The sequence below is a fragment of the Streptomyces rimosus subsp. rimosus genome (genome assembly GCF_000720725.1).
Taxonomy (GTDB): Bacteria; Actinomycetota; Actinomycetes; order Streptomycetales; family Streptomycetaceae; genus Streptomyces; species Streptomyces rimosus_A.
In genome coordinates, this window is record NZ_JOCQ01000040.1 from 142,698 (window position 1) to 165,516 (window position 22,819).

Sequence of the window (22,819 nt, forward strand, 5' to 3'; positions counted from 1 at the left end):
GCTAGGAATGGCACCACACACTCACGAGGTGGTGCCGGTGGACGGGACAACCAGGTACCCGCCGCGCGACCAGGAGTTGCACCGGCGGCTGGTGTACGGGGACGAGACCGCGCTGGGCGAGGCGTACGACGCCTACGGCGCGCTGGTGCGCGCGGTGGCCCGGCGGGTGAGCGGCAGCGCGGCGGCCGCCGACGAGGTGACGCACCGCGTCTTCATCGAACTGTGGACCCGTCCCTTCGCCTTCGCGCCCGGCCACGGCTCGCTGCGCGCCTGGCTGAGCATCCGCGGCCACCAGGGCGCGGTGGCCCGGCTGCGGGAGGCGCGTGCGGAGCGCGCGGCGTGCGGGACGGCGCGGGAGCCGGCGCCGGAGCCTGCCGAGGAAGCGCGGACGGCACTGCACGCCGCCCTGGCCGAACTGCCCCTGCCCGAGCGGGAAGCCCTGCATCTGGCGTGCTTCGCCGGGCGGACGTACCGGCAGGTCGCGGTCGAGCTGGGCATCGCGGAGACGGCGGCAACCGCCCGGCTGCGCTCGGCCCTGAGCGCTCTGTCCGGCCGGCTCACCGGTCCGCCGGCCGCTCCGGGGAGTCCGGCGGACGAGGCGCGGGACGAGTGCTGAATGCCGGGCGGCGGCCCGGGGCAGCAAGGGAAGCACACGGCCCGCGCGGGCCGGCCGGGTGGGGCAGACCCGGGATGACGTGAAAGGGGCGTGCGATGGCTGCGGGAGGCAGGAACGGCCGGGGTGGTGCGGGAAGTACCGGAGGTACGGGAGGTTCGGGTGGTGCAGGGGGCTCCGGCGGTACGGAAGATCCGGGCGGTGTGGGTGGCACGGGTGGTGGTGCGGGTGGCACCGAAGGGCCGGAGGGGTCCGGGAAACCGGAGGGGGCAGAGAGTCGGGAGGGCGCAGGGAATCGGGAGGGGGCAGGGAACCCGGGCGGGGCAAGGACCCCGGACGAGGCAGGGGCCCCGCAGGCTTCAGGGAATCCGGAAAGCCCCGGACGCCCGGACGGGCCCGGTGGGACCGACGCTCCGGGCGCCCTGCACGAAGAGGCCGGCGCCCTGCACGAAGAGGCCGGCGCGCTGCTCGCCGCGTGGGCGCTCGGCTCCGGCATGCCCGGCGACGATGCACGCGTACGCGGCCATCTGCACGACTGCGCGCCCTGCGCGGCCGAGGCGCAGCGGCTGCGGGAGACCGTACGGCTGCTGGACGAGCCGGCTCCCGGCGGGACGGGCCGCGGCGCCGGGCGCAAGGCGAACGCGGGGATGGCGCGCGGCCGGCTGATGGCCGCGGCCCGCGCCGCGCGGCCCGGCCAGGGCGCGCCGGCCCCGCACGCCGAGCCGTACGCCGGAGCGGTGGCCTGCCTGGACGCGCTGCTGCGGGAGCTGGACCGGGAACCGGCCCGCTGGGGGACGCCCGTCGTACACGACTGGGACGTACAGGGCACCGTGGCGCACCTGGTCGCGGCGGACGAAGTGCTGGCCGAACGGCTGGGGCTGGCGCCCGTGACGGAAGCGGGCACGGGTCTGGGGCCGGTGCCGGGGGCGGGACCGGAAGGGGACTTCGGGGACGTTGGTACGGGACCGGGCGGGCGGGCCTGTACGGCGGGGCCGACGGCCGGCGCGGGCGCCCCCTGGGAGCTGCGCTGGACGGCCCGTACGCACGAGGTGGTGGCCTACGAGCACACCCGGCCGCCCGCCGAGACCCGGGAGGCGTGGCGTACTCAGGCGCACGGGCTGCTCGCGCTGCCGGAGGCGGGCGACGGGCAGCTGGCCGCGATGGCCACGACCCTGATGGGCCTGCGGCTGCCGATCGCCGACCACTACGTGATCCGGGCGTTCGAGACCTGGGTGCACACCCGGGACATCGGCCGGGCGCTGGGCCGGACCGTACCGCCGCCGCCACCGGTGCACCTGCAAAGGTTCCTGGGGCTGGCGGTGCGCATCCTGGACCTGGCGCTGGGTCCGGACGCGCGGCCTGTGCTGCTGTCGGTGGAGGGCGAGGCCGGCGGCGACTGGGTGCTCGGCTCGGACGCCGAGCCGATCGCCGCCGAACTGGTCCTGGAGGCCACCGACTTCCTGCTGCTCCTCGGTGGGCGGCAGGACCCCGACGAGATCGCGCGGGGCCAGGCAGGCGACGCGGCCGCCGCCCAGCGGCTGCTGGAGACGGCCACGTCGCTGGCCTGGCTGTAGCGCTCCGCGCGGTGCCGCGCGGCGTGCGGGTTACTTCACGGGGGTGAAGTCACGCGCGCCGATGTAGTCCGGGCGCCGGACGGGCGCCGCGAAGGGCTCCACCGCGGTGTTCTCCACGCTGTTGAACACGATGAAGACGTTGCTGCGCGGGTACGGCGTGATGTTGTCACCCGACCCGTGCATGCAGTTGCAGTCGAACCAGGTGGCCGAACCGGCCTTGCCGGTGAACAGCTTGATGCCGTGCGCGTCGGCCATCTTGGTCAGCGCCTCGTCCGAGGGCGTGCCCGCGTCCTGCATCTGCAGCGACTTCTTGTAGTTGTCGCGCGGCGTCTCACCGGCGCACCCGAGGAAGTGCCGGTGCGAACCCGGCATGATCATCAGGCCGCCGTTGGTGTCGTAATTCTCGGTCAGCGCGATCGAGACCGACACGGTCCGCATGTTCGGCAGGCCGTCCTCGGCGTGCCAGGTCTCGAAGTCCGAGTGCCAGTAGAACCCGGAGGCCCCGAAGCCCGGCTTGACGTTGATCCGGGACTGGTGGACATAGACGTCCGAGCCGAGGATCTGACGGGCGCGTCCCACCACGCGCGGGTCGGCGACCAGCTTGGCGAACAGCTCGCTGATCTTGTGCACCTCGAAGACGGACCGGATCTCCTGGGACCGCGGCTCGACGATGGAGCGGTCGTCCGCCCGCATCGCCGGGTCGTTGACCAGCCGGTCCAGTTCGGCGCGGTACACCGCGACCTCTTCCGCCGTCAGCAGTTCCCCGATGGCGAAGAAACCGTCGCGTTCGAAGTCGCTCAGCTCGGCCGGCTGGAAGGGTCCCGCCGCGCCGGGCTGCGACCACACCACCGGGTCCTGTCGCGGGGTGACGACCTCGGTGGCCCCCCGGGTCGGGTACAGGTCGGCGGTGCGCTCGGGTGCGGTGGTCATGGTGTTGCCTTCCTCTCCTCTCGTACGGTGCTTTCTTCTCGCGCCTTCCTCAACTGCCGGAACGGGGCAGGGGTTCGCGCCGCGCGCGTCAGCCGGTCTGGGCGGCCGGCTCCGGCTCGGGCTCGGTGAGCAGCGGGTACACGCCGTTCTCATCGTGGTCCTCACGACCGGTCACCGGCGGGTTGAACACGCACACGCAGCGGAAGTCCTTCTTGATGCGCATGGTGTGCTTCTCGTGCCCGTCGAGCAGGTACATCGTGCCCGGGACGATGGTGTGCTTCTCACCGGTCTCGTCGTTGGTGAGCTCGGCCTCGCCCTCGACGCACAGCACGGCCTCGACGTGGTTGGCGTACCACATCGACGTCTCGGTGCCCGCGTACAGCGTGGTCTCGTGCAGCGAGAAGCCGACGCGCTCCTTGGCGAGGATGATGCGCTTGCTCTCCCAGGTGCCCGACTTGGCCTTGACGTGGCGGTCGGTGCCTTCGATGTCCTTGAAGGATCGGACGATCACGGTGTTCTCGTACCTTTCTGTGGTGCGGACCAGGAGTGTGCGGCTCTGCGGTGCGCTCAGGCGCAGTCGCGGACCGCGCGGGCGAGGATGCGAAGCCCCTCGTCCAGCTCCTCGGGGGTGGTCGTCAGCGCCGGCAGCAGCTTGACGACCTCACTCTCCGGGCCGGAGGTCTCGATGAGCAGACCCAGCTCGAAGGCGCGCTTGGCGATCTTGTTGGCGAGCGGCTTGTCGGAGCACTCCAGGCCCCAGACCATGCCGCGGCCGCGGTACTCGGCGATGGCGTCCGGGTGCTCCTCGACGATGGCGCGCAGATGCGACTCGATGATCTCGCCGCGGGCCAGCGTCTGCTTCTCCATCTGGCCGTCGGCCCAGTACGTGTCCAGGGCCGCGGCGGCGGTGACGAAGGCCGGGTTGTTGCCGCGGAAGGTGCCGTTGTGCTCGCCCGGCTCCCAGACGTCCAGCTCCGGCTTGAACAGGGTGAGCGCGAGCGGCAGCCCGTAGCCGCTGATGGACTTCGAGACGGTCACGATGTCCGGCACGATGCCCGCCTCCTCGAAGGAGAAGAACGCGCCGGTGCGGCCGCAGCCCATCTGGATGTCGTCGACGATCAGCAGCATGTCGCGGCGCTTGCACAGGTCGGCCAGCGCGCGCAGCCACTCGGCGCGGGCGACGTTGATGCCGCCCTCGCCCTGGACCGTCTCGACGATCACGGCGGCCGGGGTGTTCAGGCCGGAGCCGCTGTCCTCCAGCAGCCGCTCGAACCAGAGGAAGTCCGGGTAGGTGCCGTCGAGGTAGTTGTCGAACGGCATCGGGGTGCCGTGCACGAGCGGGATGCCGGCACCAGCGCGCTTGAAGGCGTTGCCGGTGACCGCCAGAGCGCCCAGCGACATGCCGTGGAAGGCGTTGGTGAAGGACACGATCGACTCGCGGCCCTTGACCTTGCGGGCCAGCTTGAGCGCGGCCTCCACGGCGTTGGCGCCCGTCGGGCCGGGGAACATGACCTTGTACGGCAGGTCGCGCGGCCGCAGGATGGTGTTCTGGAAGGTCTCCAGGAAGGCGCGCTTGGCCGTGGTGGACATGTCCAGGCCGTGGGTGACGCCGTCGCGCTCGATGTAGTCGAGCAGGGCGCGTTTGAGGACGGGATTGTTGTGCCCGTAGTTCAGTGACCCGGCGCCGGCGAAGAAGTCGAGGTAGGTGTGGCCGTCCTCGTCGTACATGTGGCTGCCCTGCGCGCGGTCGAAGACGGTGGGCCAGCCGCGGCAGTAGCTGCGCACCTCCGACTCCAGGGTCTCGAAGACGCTCAGGTCGGGCTGGGTGATGGTCACAGCATGCTCCTGGGAGATGAGTGGCGTGAGCGGGGAGAAGTCAGGGGGCTGTCGGTGCCGTCAGGGCCGGAGCCCGGTGGGGGTACCGGGCCGGAGCCCGGCGGGCGGACCGAACGGGCCGATGCGGTGCAGCACCTCGGCGTCGTGCCCCTGCTCGGGGAAGAGCCCGGCGTCGAGGAGGACCTCGCGTGTCAGGGGCGCGCCGTGGCGCTCGGCGAAGGAGGCGAACAGCCGGTTGGAGGCCGCGTTGTCCGCGGTGATCGTGGTCTCCAGGCGGCACACGTCCCGTTCCTCCGCGGTACGGGCGACCAGGCCGTCCAGGAGGGCGGCGGCCAGTCCGCGGCCGCGGTGTGCCGCGTCGACGGCGACCTGCCAGACGAACAGCGTCTGCGGGGACTCGGGACGGAGGTAGCCGGTGATGAAGGCGGCCGGCTCGCCCGCGCCGTCGCGGGCGACGGCGGAGGTGGCGGCGAAGTCCCGGCACCACAGCAGGTAGCTGTAGGAGGAGTTCAGGTCCAGTGCCTTGGAGTCGCGGGCGATGCGCCAGATCGCGGCTCCGTCCTCCACGCGTGGGGTGTCGAGCTTGAAGCCCTCCGGCATTTCTCTGATATCGCTTCGGGCACCTGCATGGTCTGCTTGCGCGGCGGTCATGCGAATTCAATTTACCTAGGGAAAAAAGAAAATGCATCGGGGGGAGGGGTTACGTGGGACGGGGCTCCTGTGTTATCGCGCGGGAGCGCACGAGCGCGCGAAACGCCCACACGATGTCCTGGTTTGCCCGGAAAATATGGGGTGAAGCGGACGGGTTGTGGGGTCGGTCACAGCTCCGTAACGTCCTGCTGACCGGTTGGAATTATGTGCTCCGGCGCTAGCGAAATCTTGGCGTTTGAGCTGCGAAAAAGCGGGCAGAAGAATACGGGAAGCTGCGCACTTATGAATTGAGAATTCGCCGGTAAAAGGTGTACCGCAAGAAAAGCCGGAGCGTCCACGGTGTTTACGTGACGGAGAGGGGCGGATGAGTCCCGAGTGAATCGGCGGCCACCGTGCGCGGCCCTGCGGACAACGCCCGACGCAGGCGTGGGCCGAAAGACGGCCCGCGCGCGCCGGCCGGCCCGAGGTCCCGGTGCCGTCCGGCGTAGGGCGCGTCATACAGTGCGGCCATGAGTGAGAGCGTGGTGCTGCACATCAAGGGGAGGGTCCTGGCCGGGCCGGACGACGTGCGCGACGAACTCTGGGTCGTCGACGGCCGGGTGACGTACGAGCGGCCCGCGGGCGGGCGGGAGGTGACGACCGTACGGGGCTGGGCGCTGCCGGGCCTGGTCGACGCCCACTGCCACGTGGGGCTCGACGCGCACGGGCCGGTGGACGAGGCGACCAGCGAGAAACAGGCGCTGACCGAGCGCGAGGCGGGCACACTGCTGCTCAGGGACGCCGGCTCGCCGTCCGACACGCGCTGGATCGACGACCGCGAGGACCTGCCGCGGATCATCCGCGCCGGCCGGCACATCGCCCGTACGCGCCGCTACATCCGCAACTACGCCCACGAGATCGAGCCGGAGGACCTGGTCGCGTACGTCGCGCGGGAGGCGCGGCGCGGCGACGGCTGGGTCAAGCTGGTCGGCGACTGGATCGACCGCGAGACCGGTGACCTGGGCGCCTGCTGGCCGCGCGGCGCCGTCGAGGCGGCCATCGCGGAGGCGCACCGGCTCGGGGCGCGGGTGACCGCGCACTGCTTCGCCGAGGAGACCCTCGCCCCGCTGGTCGAGGCGGGCATCGACTGCATCGAACACGCCACCGGCCTCACGGAGGAGACGATTCCGCTCTTCGCCGAGCGGGGCGTGGCGATCGTCCCGACGCTGGTGAACATCGCCACCTTCCCCACCCTGGCGGCCGGGGGTGAGAAGAAGTTCCCCGCCTGGGCGAGCCACATGAGGAGCCTGCACGAGCGCCGCTACGACACGGTGCGCGCCGCATACGACGCCGGGGTGCCCATCTTCGCCGGCACCGACGCCGGCGGCTCGCTCGCGCACGGCCTGATCGCGCAGGAGGTCGCCGAACTGACCAAGGCGGGCATCCCCGCGGTGGACGCGCTCGCCGCCACGACGTGGGGGGCGCGGCGTTGGCTGGGACGGCCGGGGCTGGAGGAAGGCGCCCCGGCGGACCTGGTCGTGTACGACGGGGATCCGCGCGCGGACGTACGGGTGCTTGCCGCTCCGCGGCGGGTGGTGCTGCGGGGGCGGGTCGTCGGCTGACCGTTTTCCGCCCGTGGCGGCGCGTCGATGTCTTCGGCGCGGGCCCGGCCCCTCCGGACTTCGTCCTGCGGGGCCGGGCCCTCCCGTACGTATTCGGCTGTCGCGGCGTGGGTGGGGGGACGCCTGCCCCCACCGGCCGATGGTCGCCATACCGGCGGGTGGGGCTGGGCCGTAGGACGAAGTCTGGAGGACCGGCTCCGTACCCGGCTGCGGGCGGGCGGCTACCGGTAGGGGTACGGTGCCGGGCCCTCCAGACTTCGTCCTCCGGTCCCGGCCCCTCCTGTACGTGTCAGTCTGCGGCGGCGTGGGTGGGGGGACGCCTGCCCCCCACCGGTTGTTCGTCGCGGTGCCGGCGGGAGGGGGCGGGCCGTAGGACGGAGTCCGGAGGGCCGGGCCCGTACCCGGCTGCGGGCAGGCGGGGGTTATCGGTCCTGGCGCGCGCCCGAGCGCATGCGCATCCATGCGGCTACCGCTGCGCCCGAGATGTTGTGCCATACGGAGAAGACCGCTGCCGGGAGTGCTGCTGCCGGGCTGAAGTGGGCGGTGGCCAGGGAGGCCGCGAGGCCGGAGTTCTGCATGCCGACCTCGAAGGCCAGGGCGCGGCCGGCCGGTTCGCCCAGGCGGGCCAGGCGGCCGGCCGCGTAACCGAGTGCCAGGCCGAGGCCGTTGTGCAGCACCACCGCGAGGATCACCAGGGCGGCCGCGTCCTTGATGCGCGCGGCGCTGCCGGACACCACGATCAGGACGATGGCCGCGATCGTCAGCGCGGACAGCCATGGGAGTGCGCGCAGTGCCCGGTCGACCCAGCGGCCCAGTGCGAGCCGGACCAGGAGTCCGCCGATCACCGGGAGCAGCACCGTCTTGAGGATGTCGCTCATCATGACCCCGGCGTCCACGTCCAGGAACTGGCCGGCGAGGAGAAGGGTCAGGGGCGGGGTGATCAGGGGGGCGAGGACCGTGGAGACCGTTGCGACCGAGACGGAGAGCGCCACATCGCCGCGGGCCAGGTAGGTCACGACGTTGGAGGCGGTGCCGCTGGGGGCGCAGCCGACGAGGATGACACCGGCCGCGAGCTGTGGGGGCAGGTGGAGGACCGTGGCGATCAGCCAGCCCAGGCCGGGCATGATCACGTAGTGGGCAACCAGGCCCAGGCCCACCGCCCAGGGGCGTTTGGCGACCGCCATGAAGTCCGGTGGCGTCAGGGTCAGGCCCATCGAGAACATCACGACGCCGAGCAGCCACGGGACGGCGGGTGCCCAGCCCGTGAACGGCGCGGGCCACAGCAGGCCGACCGCCCCGGCCAGGAGCACCAGCAGCGGGAAGACCGTGACGGCCCGCCGCGCCGCCCGGTCGGAGGCGGGCAGGTCACCGGTGGGGGCGGGGCGCTGGCTGAGCTGTTCGGTCGGCACGGCGGAACCCTAACGCCGGGGTGCGTGTATGGGGCAGTGGGTTTCGGATGGTGGACAGGGGCGAGGGCGTGGAGGGGACGGGCGCGGGTCAGCCCGTCAGGGCCTTCGCCAGGGCTTCGGTGAAGCGGTCGGTGGTCGCCCGGTCGCGTACGGCCAGCCGTAGCCACTCCGGGCCCAGCCCCGGAAACGTGTCGCCGCGCCGTACCGCAAAGCCGAGCGTGCGCAGCCGGGTGCGGACGGTCGCGGCGTCCGGCAGCCGGATCAGGACGAAGGGGCCTTCGGGCGGGGTCGTCACATGGGCCCGCCGGCCGTCGGGGGCGCCTACCTCCGCCAGGCGGGCCAGCAGGTGATCGCGGTCGGCTGCGATCTTCCGGGCCGCTTCCTCCGCCTCGGCCAGCGCCGCGGGCTCACAGCACGCCTCGGCCGCGGCGAGCGCCGGCGCCGACACCGGCCACAGCGGCTGCGCGCGCTCCAGGTCCGCGATGGTTTCCGGGGCGGCCAGGACGTAGCCGATCCGCAGGCCCGCCAGGCCCCAGGTCTTGGTCAGGCTGCGGAGCACGACGAGTCCCGGTATGTCCGTCCGCGGCGCCAGCGACTCGTGTTCGCCGGGGACCGCGTCCATGAACGCCTCGTCCACGACCAGGGTGCGGCCGGGACGCGCCAGCCGCGCGATCTCCGCGGCGGGGTGGAGGACGGAGGTGGGGTTGGTCGGGTTGCCGATGACGACGAGGTCGGCGGCCTCGGGGACCTCGGAGGCGGTCAGGCGGAAGCCGTTCTGCTCGGTGAGCACCACCCGTTCCACCTGGTGGCCCGCGTCGCGCAGCGCCGCCTCGGGCTCGGTGAACTGGGGGTGGACGACGACCGGGCGCCGGGCCCGCACCGCGCGGGCGATCAGGACGAACGCCTCCGCCGCACCCGCCGTCAGCAGCACCCGCTCCGGAGGGAGCCCGTGCCGCGCCGCCACCGCCGCGCGCGCCGGGCCGCCGTCCGGGTACGCGGCCAGCCCGTCCAGCGAGGCGGCGATCCGCGCCTTGAGCCAGGCCGGCGGCGTACCGGCGCGCACATTGACCGCGAGGTCGGTCAGCGCGGCGTCCGCGCCCCGTACCTCTGCGTCACCGTGGTGGCGCAGGTCCGGCTCGTACGGGCGGCAACCGGAACCGGGTATGCCGGCGGGGGCGGTGGACGGCGGGGTGGGCACGGTCTCTCCTCGGTGCGGTGGGGGTGTGGTGCGGGCCCTGGCCACGGCGCAGGTGGCCCGGGCCCCGGGCAGCGACTTGCGCTTGCCGACGACGAGTTCGGCCGCGGCCGGGCCGGGGCCGCCGTCCGTACCGGGCCCGCCGTCCGTACCGGGCCCGCCGCCCGCCGCGGTCAGCGCGGCGGCCTCCGCAACGCTCGGCGTGCCGACGGCGGCCAGCGGCGCCTGGGACGGATGTGGTACGGATACGGCGGCCAGGACCGCGGCCGGGTACGCCAGCAGCGGCACGCCGAGCCGCCGCGCCGCTTCGGCCACTCCCGGCTCCGCCGCCTTGGTGTCGACGGTCGCGAGCGCGGTGACCGCGTCCGGTGTCAGGCCCGCCAGGGCGAGGCTGTCGGCGATCAGAGCCAGTAGCTCGGCGGCCGGGAGGCCCCGGCGGGCGCCGACGCCGACGACGACCGGTGCTGTGCTCACGGTGTTCACCGCGGCCGTGCCGGGCGCCGGACATGCGGGACGCGCGGCCGGTCGGTAAGCAGGAGTGAGGGGTGCCGGAACCCCGGGGAAGGGGTGAGACCGTGCCGGTGGCCATCGCGCTGGGCGCGTTCCTGATGACTCTGGTCGGCGGCTGGGTCGCCCATCGGGTCACCGACCGCCGGCATCTGGTCCTGGGACTGGCCGGCGGCCTGATGCTGGGCGTGGTCGGGCTCGACCTGCTGCCCGAGGCGCTGGAGGCGGCGGGCGGCGAGGTGTACGGGGTGCCGGCCGCGCTGCTGTGCTTCGTGCTGGGGTTTCTCGCCACGCACGCGGTCGAACGGCTGCTGGCGGTCCGCAAGGCCGCCCACGGCATGGACCCGGAGGAGCGGGTGCCGCAGGTCGGCCTGACGGCCGCCAGCGCCATGGTGGTGCACAGCTTCATGGACGGCTTTGCCATAGGGGCGGCGTACCAGGTGGGCCGCGAGATGGCGGTGGCGGTGGCGCTCGCCGTCATCGCCCACGACTTCGCGGACGGCTTCAACACGTACACGATCACCAGCCTGTACGGGAACGCCCGCAAGCGGGCGCTGCTCATGCTCGGCGCGGACGCGCTCGCCCCGCTGGCCGGTGCCGCCGCCACCCTGGCGTTCACTCTTCCGGAGCAATGGCTCGGCGTTTACCTGGGCTTCTTCGGCGGTGTCCTGCTCTACCTGGCGACCTCCGACATCCTCCCGGAGGCGCATCACGACCATCCCGCACTGTCCACGCTGCTGTGCACCGTGGCGGGCGTGGGGTTCATCTGGCTGGTGGTCGGGATCGCGGGGTGACACGGGAGGGGGTGCCGGGCCGGAGCGGCACCGGGCAGGGTGGTCATGGCGTACCGGCTCCCGCGCCTATGGAGACCGGGCCGTTGCGCCCTTCCAGTACGGCCGTCAGTCCGGGCTCGTCGCTCGCCTCGACGGTGAGCGCGGCCCCCAGTGCGGCCAGCTCGGCGCGGATCGTCGCCGGGTCCGGGTGCGTACCGGAGAACGCGCGCAGCGGTACGACCGGCAGCGCCTGCCCGGCGGCCGGGTGCGGGGCGTCGCCCCAGTCCAGCAGGAACGGCACCAGTCCGCCGGGGCGCGGCGGCGTCAGTGTCCACGAGAGGGTGCCGCCGTCCGGGGTCCGGCGGCACATCGCCACCGGCTCGCCCGGGTCGTAGCCGAGCGCGCGCGCCCGCGCGACGTGTCCCGCTATGCCGCGTACCCGGACCGCCCAGTGGGCCAGCCGGGGCCCGGCCAGGGAGTCGATGCCGAACCAGCGCGGCGCCTCGGGGGCCGGCTGCGCGGGGTCCGGCCCGATGATCTCCAGGTAGGCGCCGTCGCCCAGACCCAGCAGGGCGTTGCGGGTGCCCCGGCCGGGGTGCCCGCCGCCCGGCACCGGCCGGACGCCGGTCAGCGCGGCGACCTCGGCGGCGGTGTTCTCCAGGTCGGGGGTGGCGAGGACCAGGTGGTCCAGTACGGCGTCAGCCACAGGGGGCCTCCAGCGGCGGGCGGGCAGCGGCGTTCGCGGCCAGGCGGCGGGCCAGCGACGGCTCGGCCGCCCAGTGGACGTGCAGGTACGAGGCGTGCACCCCGTTCTGGACGTGGCCCTCCACCCGGCGTGCGGGATGGGTCATGCCCCAGGCGGGGGACGTACCCGCGCCCGGTTCCAGCACCGTACGGTGGAATTCGTGGCCGCGCACCCGCGTACCCGCCAGGGCAAGGGCGTTGTCCTCCAGCGCCACCGCCTCCCGGTAGCCGAGAGTGAGCCGCTCCGACATCCGCGCGTCGGCGGGCAGCACCCCGCACATCGGGGCCCCGTCGAGGGTCCGCGACAGGTAGAGGAGTCCCGCGCACTCGGCGACGACCGGTGCGCCGGAGGCCGCCAGGCCGACCACGGCGCGGCGCAGCGGCTCGTTCGCCGACAGCTCGGCCGCGTACATCTCGGGGAAGCCGCCGCCGATCACCAGCGCCTGCGTCCCGGCGGGCAGCCGCTCGTCGCGCAGCGGGTCGAACACGGCCACCTCCGCCCCGGCCGCCGTCAGCAGCTCGGCGTGCTCGGCGTAGGCGAACGTGAACGCGGCGCCGCCCGCGACGGCCACCACCGGCTTGCCGGTCACGCTTTCCGCTCCGCCCTGGGCCACGGCCTGCCGCGGGTCCCAGGCCGTGCCGGGCAGTTCGGGCGCGCTGTGCGCCAGTGCCAGCAGTGCCTTGAGGTCGCAGCCCTCCCGTACCTGCGCGGCCTGCGCCCGTACGGAATCGACCGCCGCGGCCTGCCGTTCGGCGACCGGGATCAGGCCCAGGTGCCGCGACGGCGTCTGTACCTGCGGCGCCCGGCGCAGCGCGCCCAGCACCGGCACGCCCGCCTCGTCCAGCGCGGCGCGCAGCAGTTCCTCGTGCCGGTCGGAGCCGACCTTGTTCAGGATCACCCCGGCCAGCCGCACCCCCGGGTCCCAGGACGCGAAGCCGTGCACCAGCGCCGCCACCGACCGGGACTGCGCCGAGGCGTCCACGACCAGCACCACCGGTGCCCGCAGCAGCTTGGCGACCTGCGCGGTGGAGGCCAGTTCGCCGAGCCCGGAGGCGCCGTCGTACAGGCCCATCACGCCCTCGACGATGGCGAGGTCGGCGTCGGCCGCGCCATGCAGGAACAGCGGCTCGACCTGGTCGGGGCCGCACAGGTACGCGTCCAGGTTGCGGCCGGGGCGGCCGGTCGCCAGGGCGTGGTAGCCCGGGTCGATGTAGTCCGGCCCGACCTTGTGCGCGGAGACCGTGAGCCCGGCCTCGGTGAAGGCCGCCATCAGGCCGGTGGCGACGGTCGTCTTGCCGGTGCCCGAGGCGGGCGCGGCGATGACGAGCCGGGGGATGGTGCTCACGGTCCGGTTGCTCCTGGTGCTGCTGTTCTCGTCGCTGTCGTGCCGGGCGGCACCGTCACCACTCGATGCCCCGCTGGCCCTTCTGGCCCGCGTCCATCGGGTGCTTGACCTTGGTCATCTCGGTCACCAGGTCCGCGTAATCGCACAGCTCCTGCGGCGCGTTGCGGCCCGTGATGACGACGTGCTGGGTGCCCGGCCGGTCGCGCAGGACGGAGACCACCTCGGCGGGGTCCACCCACCCCCAGTGCATCGGGTACGCGAACTCGTCCAGCACGTACAGCTTGTACGTCTCGGCCGCCAGGTCCCGCTTGACCTGCTCCCAGCCCTCGCGGGCCGCCTCCTCGTTGCTGAACTGGGAGTCGCGCTGCACCCACGACCAGCCCTCGCCCATCTTGTGCCAGGCGACCGTGCCGCCCTCGCCGGTGCCGCCCAGCACCCGCAGCGCGCGCTCCTCGCCCACCTTCCACTTCGCCGACTTCACGAACTGGAACACCCCGACCGGCCAGCCCTGGTTCCAGGCCCGCAGCGCCAGCCCGAAGGCGGCGGTGGACTTGCCCTTGCCGGGGCCGGTGTGGACGAGGACCAGCGGGCGGTTGCGGCGCTGGCGTGTGGTGAGCCCGTCGTCCGGTACGACGGACGGCTGTCCCTGTGGCATTACGCGGCCCTCCGGGTGGTGTGGTTGGTGCCCTGTCCGCGGACGTCGCGGACGAGCGCGGAGACGCTGTCCGCGCGCAGTTCGTCAAGGGTGACGGCGGTGCCCTGGAGGTCCCGGGCCAGCTCGCCCGCCAGACCCAGCCGTACGGGGCCCGCCTCGCAGTCCACGACCACCGAGGCGACGCCCTCGGCGCCCAGCAGCCGCGCCGCGCGGGAAGTGCGCACCAGCGGGTCGGGCCCGCCCGTGGACCGCCCGTCGGTGACGACCACCAGCAGCGGCCGGCGCGAGGCGTCCCGCAGCCGCTCCACGCGCAACACCTCATGGGCCTTGAGCAGCCCCGCGGCCAGCGGCGTCCGGCCGCCGGTGGGCAGCGACTCCAGCCGGGCCGCGCCCGCCTCGACCGACGAGGTGGGCGGCAGCGCCAGTTCGGCCGCGGAGCCGCGGAAGGTGATCATGCCGATCTTGTCGCGCCGCTGGTACGCGTCGAGCAGCAGCGACAGCACCGCACCCTTGACCGCGCTCATCCGCTTGCGCGCCGCCATCGAACCGGACGCGTCCACCACGAACAGCACGAGGTTTCCCTCGCGGCCCTCGCGCACCGCCTCCCGCAGATCGTCACGGCGGACGACCAGCCCGGGGCCGCTGCGCCCGCGCGCCACCTGGTGCGGCGCCGCGGCCTGCACGGTCGCGGCGAGGTGCAGCTTGGTCAGGGTGCCCTGCGGGCGGCGGGCGCCGGTGGTCCGGCCGTGTGCCGTACGGGCGCGGGAACGGCGGCCGTCCGCGCCTTCGCCGAGTCCCGGTACGTCGAGCCGCCGGGTACGGAACGGATCGCCCGCTTTGACGGCGGCTTTTTCGCCGCCTCCACCGGGGGCGTCCTCTTCCGGGCCGTTGGACTGCGCTTTCGGGTCGGCGGGGGCCGGGTCCGCTTCCGGGGCCTGGGGCTGTTCGGGCAGCTGCGGCTGGTCGTGCGGGGTCTGGTCGTGCGGGGACTGCGCGTCCTGGCCCTGCGGGCCGTCCGTACCGCCGTCACCGTCGCCGTCCTGCGGGGGCTGTCCGCCGCCCGGGCCGTCGGGGTCGTCCTCGGGGCCGCCGTCCGGCTCAGGGTCCGGCTCCGGGTCGTCGTCCGCGGCGAACTCCTCCAGCACCTGGTCGAGTTTGTCCTCGTCCAAGCCCGGCGCGTCGAACGGGTTGCGGCGGCGCCGGTGGGGGAGCGCCAGCAGGGCGGCCTGCCGTACGTCCTCCTCGCGGACCTCCGTACGGCCCGCCCACGCGGCCAGCGCGCTCGCGGTGCGCGCCATCACGATGTCCGCGCGCATGCCGTCCACCTCGAACGCGGCGCAGACGGCGGCGATCTGACGCAGCACCGCGTCCCCGAGGACCACGTCCGGCAGCAGCGCCCGCGCGGCGGCGATCCGCTCCCGCAGCTCGCCCTCCTCGGCGGCCCAGCGCGCGGCGAAGCCCTCCGGGTCCGCGTCGTAGGCCAGGCGGCGCCGTACGACCTCGACCCGCTGGTCCGGCTCGCGGGACGCGGCGACCTCCACGGTCAGACCGAAGCGGTCCAGCAACTGCGGGCGCAGTTCGCCCTCTTCGGGGTTCATGGTGCCGACGAGCAGGAAGCGCGCCGCGTGCCGTACGGAGACGCCCTCGCGCTCCACGTAGGAGGCACCCATGGCGGCGGCATCGAGGAGCAGGTCCACGAGGTGGTCGTGGAGGAGGTTGACCTCGTCCACGTACAGGATGCCGCGGTGCGCGTCCGCCAGCAGGCCCGGCTCGAACGCCTTCACGCCCTCCGACAGGGCCCGTTCGATGTCCAGCGCGCCGACGAGGCGGTCCTCGGACGCGCCGACCGGCAGCTCGACCATGCGGGCCGGGCGCTCCTCGGAGCCGCCCGCCTCGTGCGGGCCGTCCGGGCACGCGGGGTCCGGCGCGGCGGGGTCGCAGGAGAAACGGCAGCCGGTGACGACGGGCACGTCCGGCATCAGCGCCGTCAGACCGCGCACGATCGTGGACTTCGCGGTGCCCTTCTCGCCGCGGACCAGCACCCCGCCGATGGCCGGCGAGATGGCGTTGAGCAGCAGGCTCAGCCGCATGTCGGACATGCCGACGACCGCGGTGAACGGGTAAGGGACCGATGCCATTAAGGAGTACCCCCTTCGAGGGACGTGCGATGTGCGGGCGGTGCGGCGGCCGCGCCGGGGGCGGCCGGGACGGGGGACGGCGGCGGTATCGGCGGCGCCCCCGGCGGCACGAACGGCAGCCCCGCCGGGACCCCGCCCTCGATGAGCCGCAGCAGCGCGTCCGTGTCCGCGTGCTCCTCGATCAGGTCGCCGAGCGCGTCGAGCTGGTCCTCGCGCAGCGCGGCGAAGCTGGTGTCCGGCGCCGGGACGAACGCGCGGCCCGCGTCGGCGGCCACCCGCCGCAGGAACGCCCGCCGGAAACCGTCGCTCTCCAGGGAGCCGTGCCAGTGGGTGCCCCAGACGGCCCCGGACCGGCAGCCTGCCAGGAAGGGCTCCCCACCGTCGATCTCCGCCACGCCGTGGTGGATCTCGTATCCCTCGACCGGCTCGCCCAGCGCCTCGCCGGTCGGCCGGGCCAGCGTCTTGTCCGCCGCGAACCGTACGCGTACGGGCAGCAGCCCCAGCCCGTCCACCGTTCCGGCCTTCGACTCGACCTCGTCCTCGATCCGTTCGCCCAGCATCTGGAAGCCGCCGCAGATGCCGAGCACCGGGCGGCCCTCCGCCGCGCGCCGCCGCACCGCGTCCGCGATGCCGCGCTCGCGCAGCCACTGGAGGGCGCGGACGGTGCCGCGGGTGCCGGGCAGCACCACCAGGTCGGCGTCGGCCAGCTCCTCGGGGCGGTCCACGAAGCGCACCACGACGCCCGGTTCGGCGGCGAGCGCGTCGACATCGGTGAAGTTCGACATCAGCGGTACGGCGGCCACCGCGACCCGCAGCACGTCGGCGCCGTGCGGCGGCGCCACGACGCTCTCGCGGACCGCGCCGCGCAGCGACACCCGGAGGCCGTCCTCCTCGTCGATGCCCAGGCCGTGCGCGAACGGCAGCACCCCGAGGGTGGGCCGCCCGCTCAGCTCCCGCAGCATCTCCAGACCGGGCTCCAGCAGCGTCACATCGCCCCGGAACTTGTTGACGAGATAGCCCGCGACCAGCGCCTGGTCCTCGCGGGACAGCAGCGCCGTGGTGCCGAAGAACGAGGCGAACACCCCGCCCCGGTCGATGTCGCCGACCACCACGACCGGGATCCGGGCGGCGCGCGCGATGCCCATGTTCACGATGTCGGTGCGCCGCAGGTTGATCTCCGCGGGGCTGCCGGCGCCCTCGCAGATCACCGCGTCGTGCGTACGGCGCAGCTCCTGGAGGCAGTCCGTGACCGTACCGAGCAGCCGCTCCTGGCGCCCCGCGTGGTAGCCGCGCGCGCTCAGCTCGCCCACCGGCTTGCCCATCAGCACGACCTGGCTGCTGCGGTCACTGCCCGGCTTCAGCAGTACGGGGTTCATCAGCGCGCTCGGCTCGACGCGCGCCGCCGCGGCCTGCATGGCCTGCGCCCGCCCGATCTCCGCGCCCTCGCGCGTCACGAACGAGTTCAGCGACATGTTCTGCGCCTTGAAGGGCGCCACCTTGACGCCCTTGCGGGCCAGCCACCGGCAGATGCCCGCCGTCACCACGCTCTTGCCCGCGTCGGACGTGGTGCCGGCCACCAGCAGCCCGCCGCCCAGCGGCGCCCCACCCGAACCGTTCACCTGGCACTCCTCGCCGTCCGCATGCTGCTGCCGTTCACTTGGCCGCCCTCCCGGTTGTACGGGACCGCCGTATCGCACCGGCCGCCAGGCGGCCCGTGACCGTGGCCGCCAGCGCCAGCGCGCTCACGCGGCGCGACAGCCGTACGGCCCGTTCGATGTCCGCCGCCGCGACGGGGCGGCCGGTGCCGCCGTTGAGCACCGGCCGGTGCTCGACCCGGCCGCCGTACGCCAGGGTGCCGCCCAGCCGTACGCCCAGCGCGCCCGCGAACGCCGCTTCCACCGGGCCCGCGTTGGGGCTCGGGTGGGACGCGCCGTCCTGCTGCCAGGCGCGCCACGCGCCCCGCCGGTCCGGGCCGGACAGGACCGCCAGGGCGGCGGTCAGCCGGGAGCCGGGGAAGCCGGCCACGTCGTCGAGGCGGGCCGAGGCCCACCCGAAGCGGCGGTAGCGCGGGGACTTGTGGCCCACCATCGCGTCCAGCGTGTTGACGGCACGGAACGCCAGCAGCCCCGGCACGCCCGCGACCGCGCCCCACACCAGGGCGCCGACCACCGCGTCCGAGGTGTTCTCGGCGACGGATTCGACCACCGCGCGCGCCATCTGCTGCCCGTCCAGGGCCTGCGGGTCGCGGCCGCACAGGTGCGGCAGGCGCTCGCGCGCCACGTCGAGGTCGCCCGCGGTGAGCGCCCCGCCGACGGCCCGCGCCTCGCGGCCCAGCGAGGTGCCGCCCAGGACGGCCCAGGTGGCGGCGGCGGTCAGCGCAACGGAGGCGGGGAAGGCGGCGGGGGAGCGGCGTACGGCGCGGTCGAGCAGCGCGGCGCCGGCGGCGGTGCCGCCCGCGAGCAGCGCGGTGTGCAGGGTCCCGCGTCCACGGTCGTCGCGCCACAGGCGGCGCTCCACGGCCGCCGCGGCCCGCCCGAAGGCGGCCACCGGGTGGCCGCGCCGGGGATCGCCCACGGCCAGGTCGCCGAGGAAACCCAGGGCCGCGCCGCACGCGTAGCCGGCGTGTTCGGCACGCATCGGATCAGACCGCCGTCGCGCCTCGGAGGGGCAGCGGGGTACGTCCAGCAGGTCTCGAACTGCGGCCGGGCATGGCGGTAGGTCCTCACTCAGGGTCCGCGCCCTGGTTCGACGGATACGGCGACGAGAGTCTCCTGGCTCCCCGGATCGGCGCTTCCCCCGGCCTTCCAGTCCGTACGGAACCCGCGTCCCGGACGCGGACCGTGGCCCTTGATGGAGGAGCGCTCCCCGGTGACAGTGGCGGGACCGCGCCGGATTCTCACCGGACTTCCTCATCTGTCGCCGATTGGCTCCGGCAGTCCACCACGCTCCGCGAAGCCCGTCAACTCGCGCTTGACCTGCGGCGCGGGGGCGTGCTGACGGCTGTGTCCAAGGACACAGAGCCGGTGCCCGGCGCCGGGCGGACGGGGCACCCCGGTCGCCCTGGTATACGACGACGGGGCGCCGTGCCGGTGCCGGTCAGGCGGCGACGATCAGGTAGATGCCGTACGCCACGGCCGCCGCGCACAGCGCGAAGCAGGCGTACGCACCGGCCCGAGCCGCCCCGCCGGGACCGGCGGCGGCCACCGCCTCGCCCTCCTGGTGCGGCTTGCGGGACGTGCCGACGATGCCGAGGGTGAACAGGCCCACGATGCCGACCGTCACGACCAGCGTGACGCCGAAGACCTGGCCGAGCGCTGCCCAGTCGATGCTCATTGCGTTCTCGTTCCTTCGTGGAAGCCGGGGAGGCCGGGGGAGCCGGGGTAGGCGTGGGGGCCGTACGGTGCCGGGTCAGCCGGCGGCCGAGCCGGCCTTGGCGCGGCGCTTGGTCCCGTGCTTCTCGTGCGTTCCGTGTGTTCCGTGCGGGTGGGCGGCCACGGGATCGGCGGTCACCGGGTCGGCGATCACCGGGGCCGCGCCGACCGGGTCGGTGAGCCGGGCCTCGGCCATCGCGGGCGCGGGGATCGCGGGGGCCGTCGCGGGCTCGGTGGCGACCGGGCCGGCGGGCGGCGGGGCGACGGCCTGGAGGGCGGCGGTGACGACACCGGCGGGCTCCGCCGCCGGACCCTCGTTGACGTTGCTGTGGTCCACCGGCTTGCGCCGGGAGAGCATCCAGATCACGCCGCAGACGGCGAGCGCCAGCACGGCGACGGCCGCGATGCCCCAGTCGCCCTGGTCCGCCAGCAGCGCGGCGCCCGCCGCGACCAGCCCGGCGGCCGGCAGCGTCAGGACCCAGGCGGCGGCCATCCGGCCCGCCGTGGACCAGCGCACCACGCCGCCCTTGCGGCCCAGCCCGGAGCCCATGACGGAGCCGGAGCAGACCTGGGTGGTGGAGAGCGCGAAACCGAGGTGGGAGGAGGCCAGGATGGTGGCCGCCGCGCCGGTCTGGGCGGCGAAGCCCTGCGGCGGCTGGATGTCGGTGATGCCCTTGCCCATCGTGCGGATGATCCGCCAGCCGCCCAGGTATGTACCGAGCGCGATGGCCAGGCCCGCCGAGGCGATGACCCACAGCGGCGGGTCGGCGTGCGGCGCCACGACGCCGCCGGTGATCAGCGCGAGGGTGATCACGCCCATCGTCTTCTGGGCGTCGTTGGTGCCGTGGGCGAGGGAGACCAGCGCGGCCGAGGCGATCTGCCCGGCGCGGTAGCCCTTGGCGGTGTCCTCCTCGGCACGGTCGCGGGCCAGCCGGTACGTCAGCCGGGTCGCGGCCATCGAGGCCAGGCCGGCCACGATCGGCGCCGCGACGGCCGGGATGAGGACCTTCATGACCACGGCGTCGCCGTGCACGCCGTTCGTGCCGACGGACACCAGGGTCGCGCCGATCAGACCGCCGAAGAGGGCGTGCGAGGAACTGGAGGGGAGCCCGGCCAGCCAGGTGACGAGGTTCCAGACGATGGCGCCGACCAGTCCGGCGAAGATCACTTCTGGTCTGATGCCGGCGGTCTCGTCGATGATGCCGCCGGAGATGGTCTTGGCGACCTCCACGGACAGGAACGCGCCGAGCAGGTTGAGGGCCGCCGACATCGCCACCGCTGCCTTGGGCTTGAGCGCCCCGGTGGAAATGGTGGTGGCCATGGCGTTGGCCGTGTCGTGGAAGCCGTTCGTAAAGTCGAACACCAAGGCCGTGACGATCACGATCCCGATGAGAAGCGTGATGTGTTCCATTCACCCAGGCAATCAGTTCGATGGTCAGTAACGCTCGGGACCGTACGGACGACGGGTGAACGGAAGGTGAACTGGGCCGGGCGCCGCGGTGACGCCTCCGCAGGGGTAGCGCGGAGGCGCCCGAGGCGTCACGTGGACCCCGTACGCATCAGTACGGGAGCCCCGTGCGCCCCAGGCGTAGCGGGGCCGGGTGGCATATGCCCGGGGACCGGGCGCCCCGCGTCCCGACCCGTTCCGGTCCCGCGTCGCAGCTCCGTCCCGGTCCGTGTCTCAGCCCCGGGCGAAGCGCCGGAGCTGCGCGGCCGTGCCGTTCCACTTGTTCTGGTCGCCCGGCAGCGCGCCGTGGTTCGCGTACTGCCAGAAGCTCGGGTACGCCCAGCCGGCCGGCAGCTTCCCGGGCGTGCTGTGCCAGTTCGCCAGCCACAGCGGGTGGGTGGCGGCGAACGCCCGGCTGCCGCCGGTGCAGCCGTTCCACCACCGCGCCGTCGTGTAGATCACCGGGCGCCGCCCGGTCTGCCGCAGCACCTCGTTGCTGAACCCGCGGATCCACCGGACCAGCGCGGCGCCGCTCATCCCGAAGCACGCCTGCTGCGGGTGGTACGGGTTGTGCTCGATGTCGAGGGCCGGCGGCAGCGTCCGGCCGTCCGGCTTCCATCCGCCGCTGTGGCGCAGGAAGTGCCGGGCCTGCGCGGTACCGGAGGACGCGTTCGGCACCCCGAAGTGGTAGGCGCCGCGCAGTATCCCGGCCTTGCGCGCGCCGCGGTACTGCCGGGAGAAGTGCGGATTGCGGTACCAGTCCGACTCGGTGGCCTTGACGTAGACGAACCGGCCGCCCTTCGCCCGTACGTCCCGCCAGTCGACCGCGCCCTGGTGGGAGGAGATGTCGTGGCCGAGCGGCTTGCCGGCGGCCTCGGCGGCGGGCGGCTCGGGCACGGCGGTGTACAGAACCGCGGTCAGCGCGCCGAGGGCGAGCGAGGCGGCGGTGAGACGGCGGCGTCTCGCGCGCGGCGGGTGCTGCGGGGCGCGCGGCGGGCGCGGCGCGTCGGGCTGGTGATCGTGGTCACGGGCCATGGTTCCCCCCGGATCTCCCCAGGATGACGGCACATACGGGAACTGCTGCGTGCAGGCATGGCTACGTGCATGACAAATCTCCGGAAGAGTACCGGGTGATCCGTACAAGGCGGTCGATGCTCGGTCAATCCCTCTCCAGGTGTCACCGGTCCGACATGGGGGATACCGGAAGGCGGGGGTCCGCCCCACGGCACCGCGCCCGGCCCGTACGGTGTCGGCAGCCACCCGCGCACCACCCCCGCGCACGCCGCCGGGGCCGCGCCCGCACAGCACTCCGGAGGGCCCACGCATGACGGACCGGGAAGCCATCGAACGCGCCTGGGACGAGCTGGTCGCCACCGCCCGCCGCATGGTCGCCGACGGGCTGGTCGTCGGCACCTCCGGCAACGTCTCCGCGCGCGTCGGCGACCTCGTCCTGGTCACGCCCAGCGGCGTCCCCTACGACCGGCTCGGGCCCGGCGACCTCACCGCGGTCGGCCTCGACGGGCGCCCCGCCCGCGGCACGCTCCGGCCGACCAGCGAGCTGCCCATGCACCTGGCCGTCTACCGCGCCACCGGCGCCCGCGCCGTCGTGCACACCCACGCCGCACACGCCACCGCCGTCTCCACCCTCGTCACCGAACTCCCGCCGGTGCACTACATGACCGCGGCCCTCGGCGGCCCCGTCCGCGTCGCACCGTACGCCCTGTACGGCACCGAAGAGTTGGCCGAGAACATGCTCGCCGCACTGCACGACCGCACCGGCTGCCTCCTGCGGAACCACGGCACCATCGTGTACGGCGACACCCTTGACGAGGCGTACGACCGCACCGCCCAGCTGGAGTGGATGTGCCGCGTCTGGCTCGCCGCCAGCTCGCTGCCCGGCCGCGAACCCGCCCTGCTGACGGCGGAACAGGTCGCCGCGGCCGGCGACCGGCTGCGCGGCTACGGGCAGCCCGGCTGACGCGCGCCGCCCGCCCCGGCTGCCGCGCCGCCTGACGCGTCCCCGCCCGGC

At 74.1% G+C, this 22,819-nt stretch carries 20 protein-coding genes and 1 riboswitch; of the genes, 5 read left to right on the forward strand and 15 right to left on the reverse strand.

Going from position 1 to position 22,819, the window contains the following annotated elements:
* The first annotated feature begins 7 nt into the window (after positions 1–7).
* Both IH45_RS0121805 and IH45_RS0121810 read left to right on the forward strand, forming a co-directional pair.
* Complete coding sequence (locus IH45_RS0121805; protein WP_050515049.1) at positions 8–616, forward strand: RNA polymerase sigma factor; 609 nt, start codon at positions 8–10, stop codon at positions 614–616.
* 491 nt (positions 617–1,107) lie between these two features.
* Positions 1,108–2,187: a maleylpyruvate isomerase family mycothiol-dependent enzyme gene (locus IH45_RS0121810; RefSeq protein ID WP_050515050.1), complete on the forward strand. Its 1,080-nt coding sequence runs from the start codon at positions 1,108–1,110 to the stop codon at positions 2,185–2,187.
* Between the two features lie 30 nt (positions 2,188–2,217).
* Here IH45_RS0121810 and thpD read toward each other — a convergent pair whose 3' ends face one another.
* The 4 genes from thpD to ectA all read right to left on the reverse strand — a co-directional run bounded on the left by thpD (position 2,218) and on the right by ectA (position 5,553).
* Entirely contained in the window at positions 2,218–3,117 is a 900-nt protein-coding gene (thpD, locus tag IH45_RS0121815) for an ectoine hydroxylase (protein WP_030670825.1), read from the reverse strand.
* Positions 3,118–3,205: 88 nt separating this feature from the next.
* Positions 3,206–3,628: an ectoine synthase gene (locus tag IH45_RS0121820; protein WP_030670829.1), complete on the reverse strand. Its 423-nt coding sequence runs from the start codon at positions 3,626–3,628 to the stop codon at positions 3,206–3,208.
* 56 nt (positions 3,629–3,684) lie between these two features.
* Positions 3,685–4,953 (reverse strand): diaminobutyrate--2-oxoglutarate transaminase, encoded by a 1,269-nt coding sequence (gene ectB / locus IH45_RS0121825; RefSeq protein ID WP_003986838.1) that lies wholly within the window; start codon positions 4,951–4,953, stop codon positions 3,685–3,687.
* A 60-nt stretch (positions 4,954–5,013) separates the two neighbouring features.
* On the reverse strand, positions 5,014–5,553 hold the full coding sequence (gene ectA / locus IH45_RS0121830; RefSeq protein ID WP_030670832.1) for a diaminobutyrate acetyltransferase: 540 nt from the start codon (positions 5,551–5,553) through the stop codon (positions 5,014–5,016).
* A 560-nt stretch (positions 5,554–6,113) separates the two neighbouring features.
* Here ectA and IH45_RS0121835 point away from each other — a divergent pair.
* Entirely contained in the window at positions 6,114–7,205 is a 1,092-nt protein-coding gene (locus IH45_RS0121835) for an amidohydrolase family protein (RefSeq protein WP_030670834.1), read from the forward strand.
* A gap of 422 nt (positions 7,206–7,627) precedes the next feature.
* On the opposite strand, the gene IH45_RS0121840 is transcribed toward IH45_RS0121835, so the two are convergent.
* Together IH45_RS0121840 and cobC are read right to left on the reverse strand one after the other, a co-directional pair.
* On the reverse strand, positions 7,628–8,614 hold the full coding sequence (locus IH45_RS0121840; RefSeq protein ID WP_030670837.1) for a bile acid:sodium symporter family protein: 987 nt from the start codon (positions 8,612–8,614) through the stop codon (positions 7,628–7,630).
* A gap of 88 nt (positions 8,615–8,702) precedes the next feature.
* Positions 8,703–10,283 carry an Rv2231c family pyridoxal phosphate-dependent protein CobC gene (gene cobC, locus IH45_RS0121845; protein ID WP_078897704.1) on the reverse strand — a complete coding sequence of 527 codons (1,581 nt, stop codon included), beginning with the start codon at positions 10,281–10,283 and terminating at the stop codon, positions 8,703–8,705.
* 101 nt (positions 10,284–10,384) lie between these two features.
* Between cobC and IH45_RS0121850 the strand changes: the two genes are divergently transcribed.
* Positions 10,385–11,110, forward strand: a complete 726-nt coding sequence (locus tag IH45_RS0121850) for a ZIP family metal transporter (protein WP_030670842.1) — start codon at positions 10,385–10,387, stop codon at positions 11,108–11,110.
* A gap of 43 nt (positions 11,111–11,153) precedes the next feature.
* On the opposite strand, the gene IH45_RS0121855 is transcribed toward IH45_RS0121850, so the two are convergent.
* The 9 genes from IH45_RS0121855 to IH45_RS0121895 form a co-directional block, all read right to left on the reverse strand.
* Positions 11,154–11,795, reverse strand: a complete 642-nt coding sequence (locus IH45_RS0121855; RefSeq protein ID WP_030670845.1) for a VOC family protein — start codon at positions 11,793–11,795, stop codon at positions 11,154–11,156.
* Positions 11,788–13,179 (reverse strand): cobyrinate a,c-diamide synthase, encoded by a 1,392-nt coding sequence (locus IH45_RS0121860; protein ID WP_030670848.1) that lies wholly within the window; start codon positions 13,177–13,179, stop codon positions 11,788–11,790. The genes IH45_RS0121855 and IH45_RS0121860 overlap by 8 nt, the downstream gene beginning before the upstream one ends.
* 55 nt (positions 13,180–13,234) lie before the next feature.
* A complete protein-coding gene (cobO, locus tag IH45_RS0121865; RefSeq protein ID WP_030670851.1) occupies positions 13,235–13,834 on the reverse strand; it encodes a cob(I)yrinic acid a,c-diamide adenosyltransferase in 600 nt (199 codons plus the stop codon).
* The gene (locus IH45_RS0121870) at positions 13,834–15,972 is read right to left on the reverse strand and encodes a putative cobaltochelatase (RefSeq protein WP_030670854.1); all 2,139 of its coding nucleotides are present in this window, start codon (positions 15,970–15,972) and stop codon (positions 13,834–13,836) included. The genes cobO and IH45_RS0121870 overlap by 1 nt, the downstream gene beginning before the upstream one ends.
* Positions 15,972–17,567 (reverse strand): cobyric acid synthase, encoded by a 1,596-nt coding sequence (locus IH45_RS0121875; protein WP_078897708.1) that lies wholly within the window; start codon positions 17,565–17,567, stop codon positions 15,972–15,974. The genes IH45_RS0121870 and IH45_RS0121875 overlap by 1 nt, the downstream gene beginning before the upstream one ends.
* A gap of 58 nt (positions 17,568–17,625) precedes the next feature.
* Positions 17,626–18,609: a cobalamin biosynthesis protein gene (locus IH45_RS0121880; RefSeq protein WP_030670859.1), complete on the reverse strand. Its 984-nt coding sequence runs from the start codon at positions 18,607–18,609 to the stop codon at positions 17,626–17,628.
* 127 nt (positions 18,610–18,736) lie between these two features.
* Positions 18,737–18,883, reverse strand: a riboswitch (cobalamin riboswitch).
* Between the two features lie 185 nt (positions 18,884–19,068).
* A complete protein-coding gene (locus IH45_RS0121885) occupies positions 19,069–19,305 on the reverse strand; it encodes a hypothetical protein (protein ID WP_030670862.1) in 237 nt (78 codons plus the stop codon).
* Between the two features lie 75 nt (positions 19,306–19,380).
* On the reverse strand, positions 19,381–20,754 hold the full coding sequence (locus IH45_RS0121890; protein WP_234440620.1) for an inorganic phosphate transporter: 1,374 nt from the start codon (positions 20,752–20,754) through the stop codon (positions 19,381–19,383).
* Between the two features lie 270 nt (positions 20,755–21,024).
* The gene (locus IH45_RS0121895; protein WP_030670868.1) at positions 21,025–21,825 is read right to left on the reverse strand and encodes a lysozyme; all 801 of its coding nucleotides are present in this window, start codon (positions 21,823–21,825) and stop codon (positions 21,025–21,027) included.
* A 289-nt stretch (positions 21,826–22,114) separates the two neighbouring features.
* Between IH45_RS0121895 and IH45_RS0121900 the strand changes: the two genes are divergently transcribed.
* Complete coding sequence (locus IH45_RS0121900; RefSeq protein WP_030670871.1) at positions 22,115–22,768, forward strand: class II aldolase/adducin family protein; 654 nt, start codon at positions 22,115–22,117, stop codon at positions 22,766–22,768.
* Positions 22,769–22,819 lie beyond the last annotated feature (51 nt).

Excerpts from the sequence above, each read along its gene's own strand:
- cobO (WP_030670851.1), bottom strand. The coding sequence starts at position 13,834 with ATGCCACAGGGACAGCCGTCCGTCGTACCGGACGACGGGCTCACCACA.
- IH45_RS0121880 (WP_030670859.1), bottom strand. The coding sequence starts at position 18,609 with ATGCGTGCCGAACACGCCGGCTACGCGTGCGGCGCGGCCCTGGGTTTC.
- IH45_RS0121810 (WP_050515050.1), top strand. The coding sequence starts at position 1,108 with ATGCCCGGCGACGATGCACGCGTACGCGGCCATCTGCACGACTGCGCG.
- thpD (WP_030670825.1), bottom strand. The coding sequence starts at position 3,117 with ATGACCACCGCACCCGAGCGCACCGCCGACCTGTACCCGACCCGGGGG.
- IH45_RS0121885 (WP_030670862.1), bottom strand. The coding sequence starts at position 19,305 with ATGAGCATCGACTGGGCAGCGCTCGGCCAGGTCTTCGGCGTCACGCTG.
- ectA (WP_030670832.1), bottom strand. The coding sequence starts at position 5,553 with ATGCCGGAGGGCTTCAAGCTCGACACCCCACGCGTGGAGGACGGAGCC.
- IH45_RS0121805 (WP_050515049.1), top strand. The coding sequence starts at position 8 with ATGGCACCACACACTCACGAGGTGGTGCCGGTGGACGGGACAACCAGG.
- IH45_RS0121835 (WP_030670834.1), top strand. The coding sequence starts at position 6,114 with ATGAGTGAGAGCGTGGTGCTGCACATCAAGGGGAGGGTCCTGGCCGGG.
- IH45_RS0121870 (WP_030670854.1), bottom strand. The coding sequence starts at position 15,972 with ATGGCATCGGTCCCTTACCCGTTCACCGCGGTCGTCGGCATGTCCGAC.
- IH45_RS0121895 (WP_030670868.1), bottom strand. The coding sequence starts at position 21,825 with ATGGCCCGTGACCACGATCACCAGCCCGACGCGCCGCGCCCGCCGCGC.
- IH45_RS0121890 (WP_234440620.1), bottom strand. The coding sequence starts at position 20,754 with ATGGAACACATCACGCTTCTCATCGGGATCGTGATCGTCACGGCCTTG.
- IH45_RS0121900 (WP_030670871.1), top strand. The coding sequence starts at position 22,115 with ATGACGGACCGGGAAGCCATCGAACGCGCCTGGGACGAGCTGGTCGCC.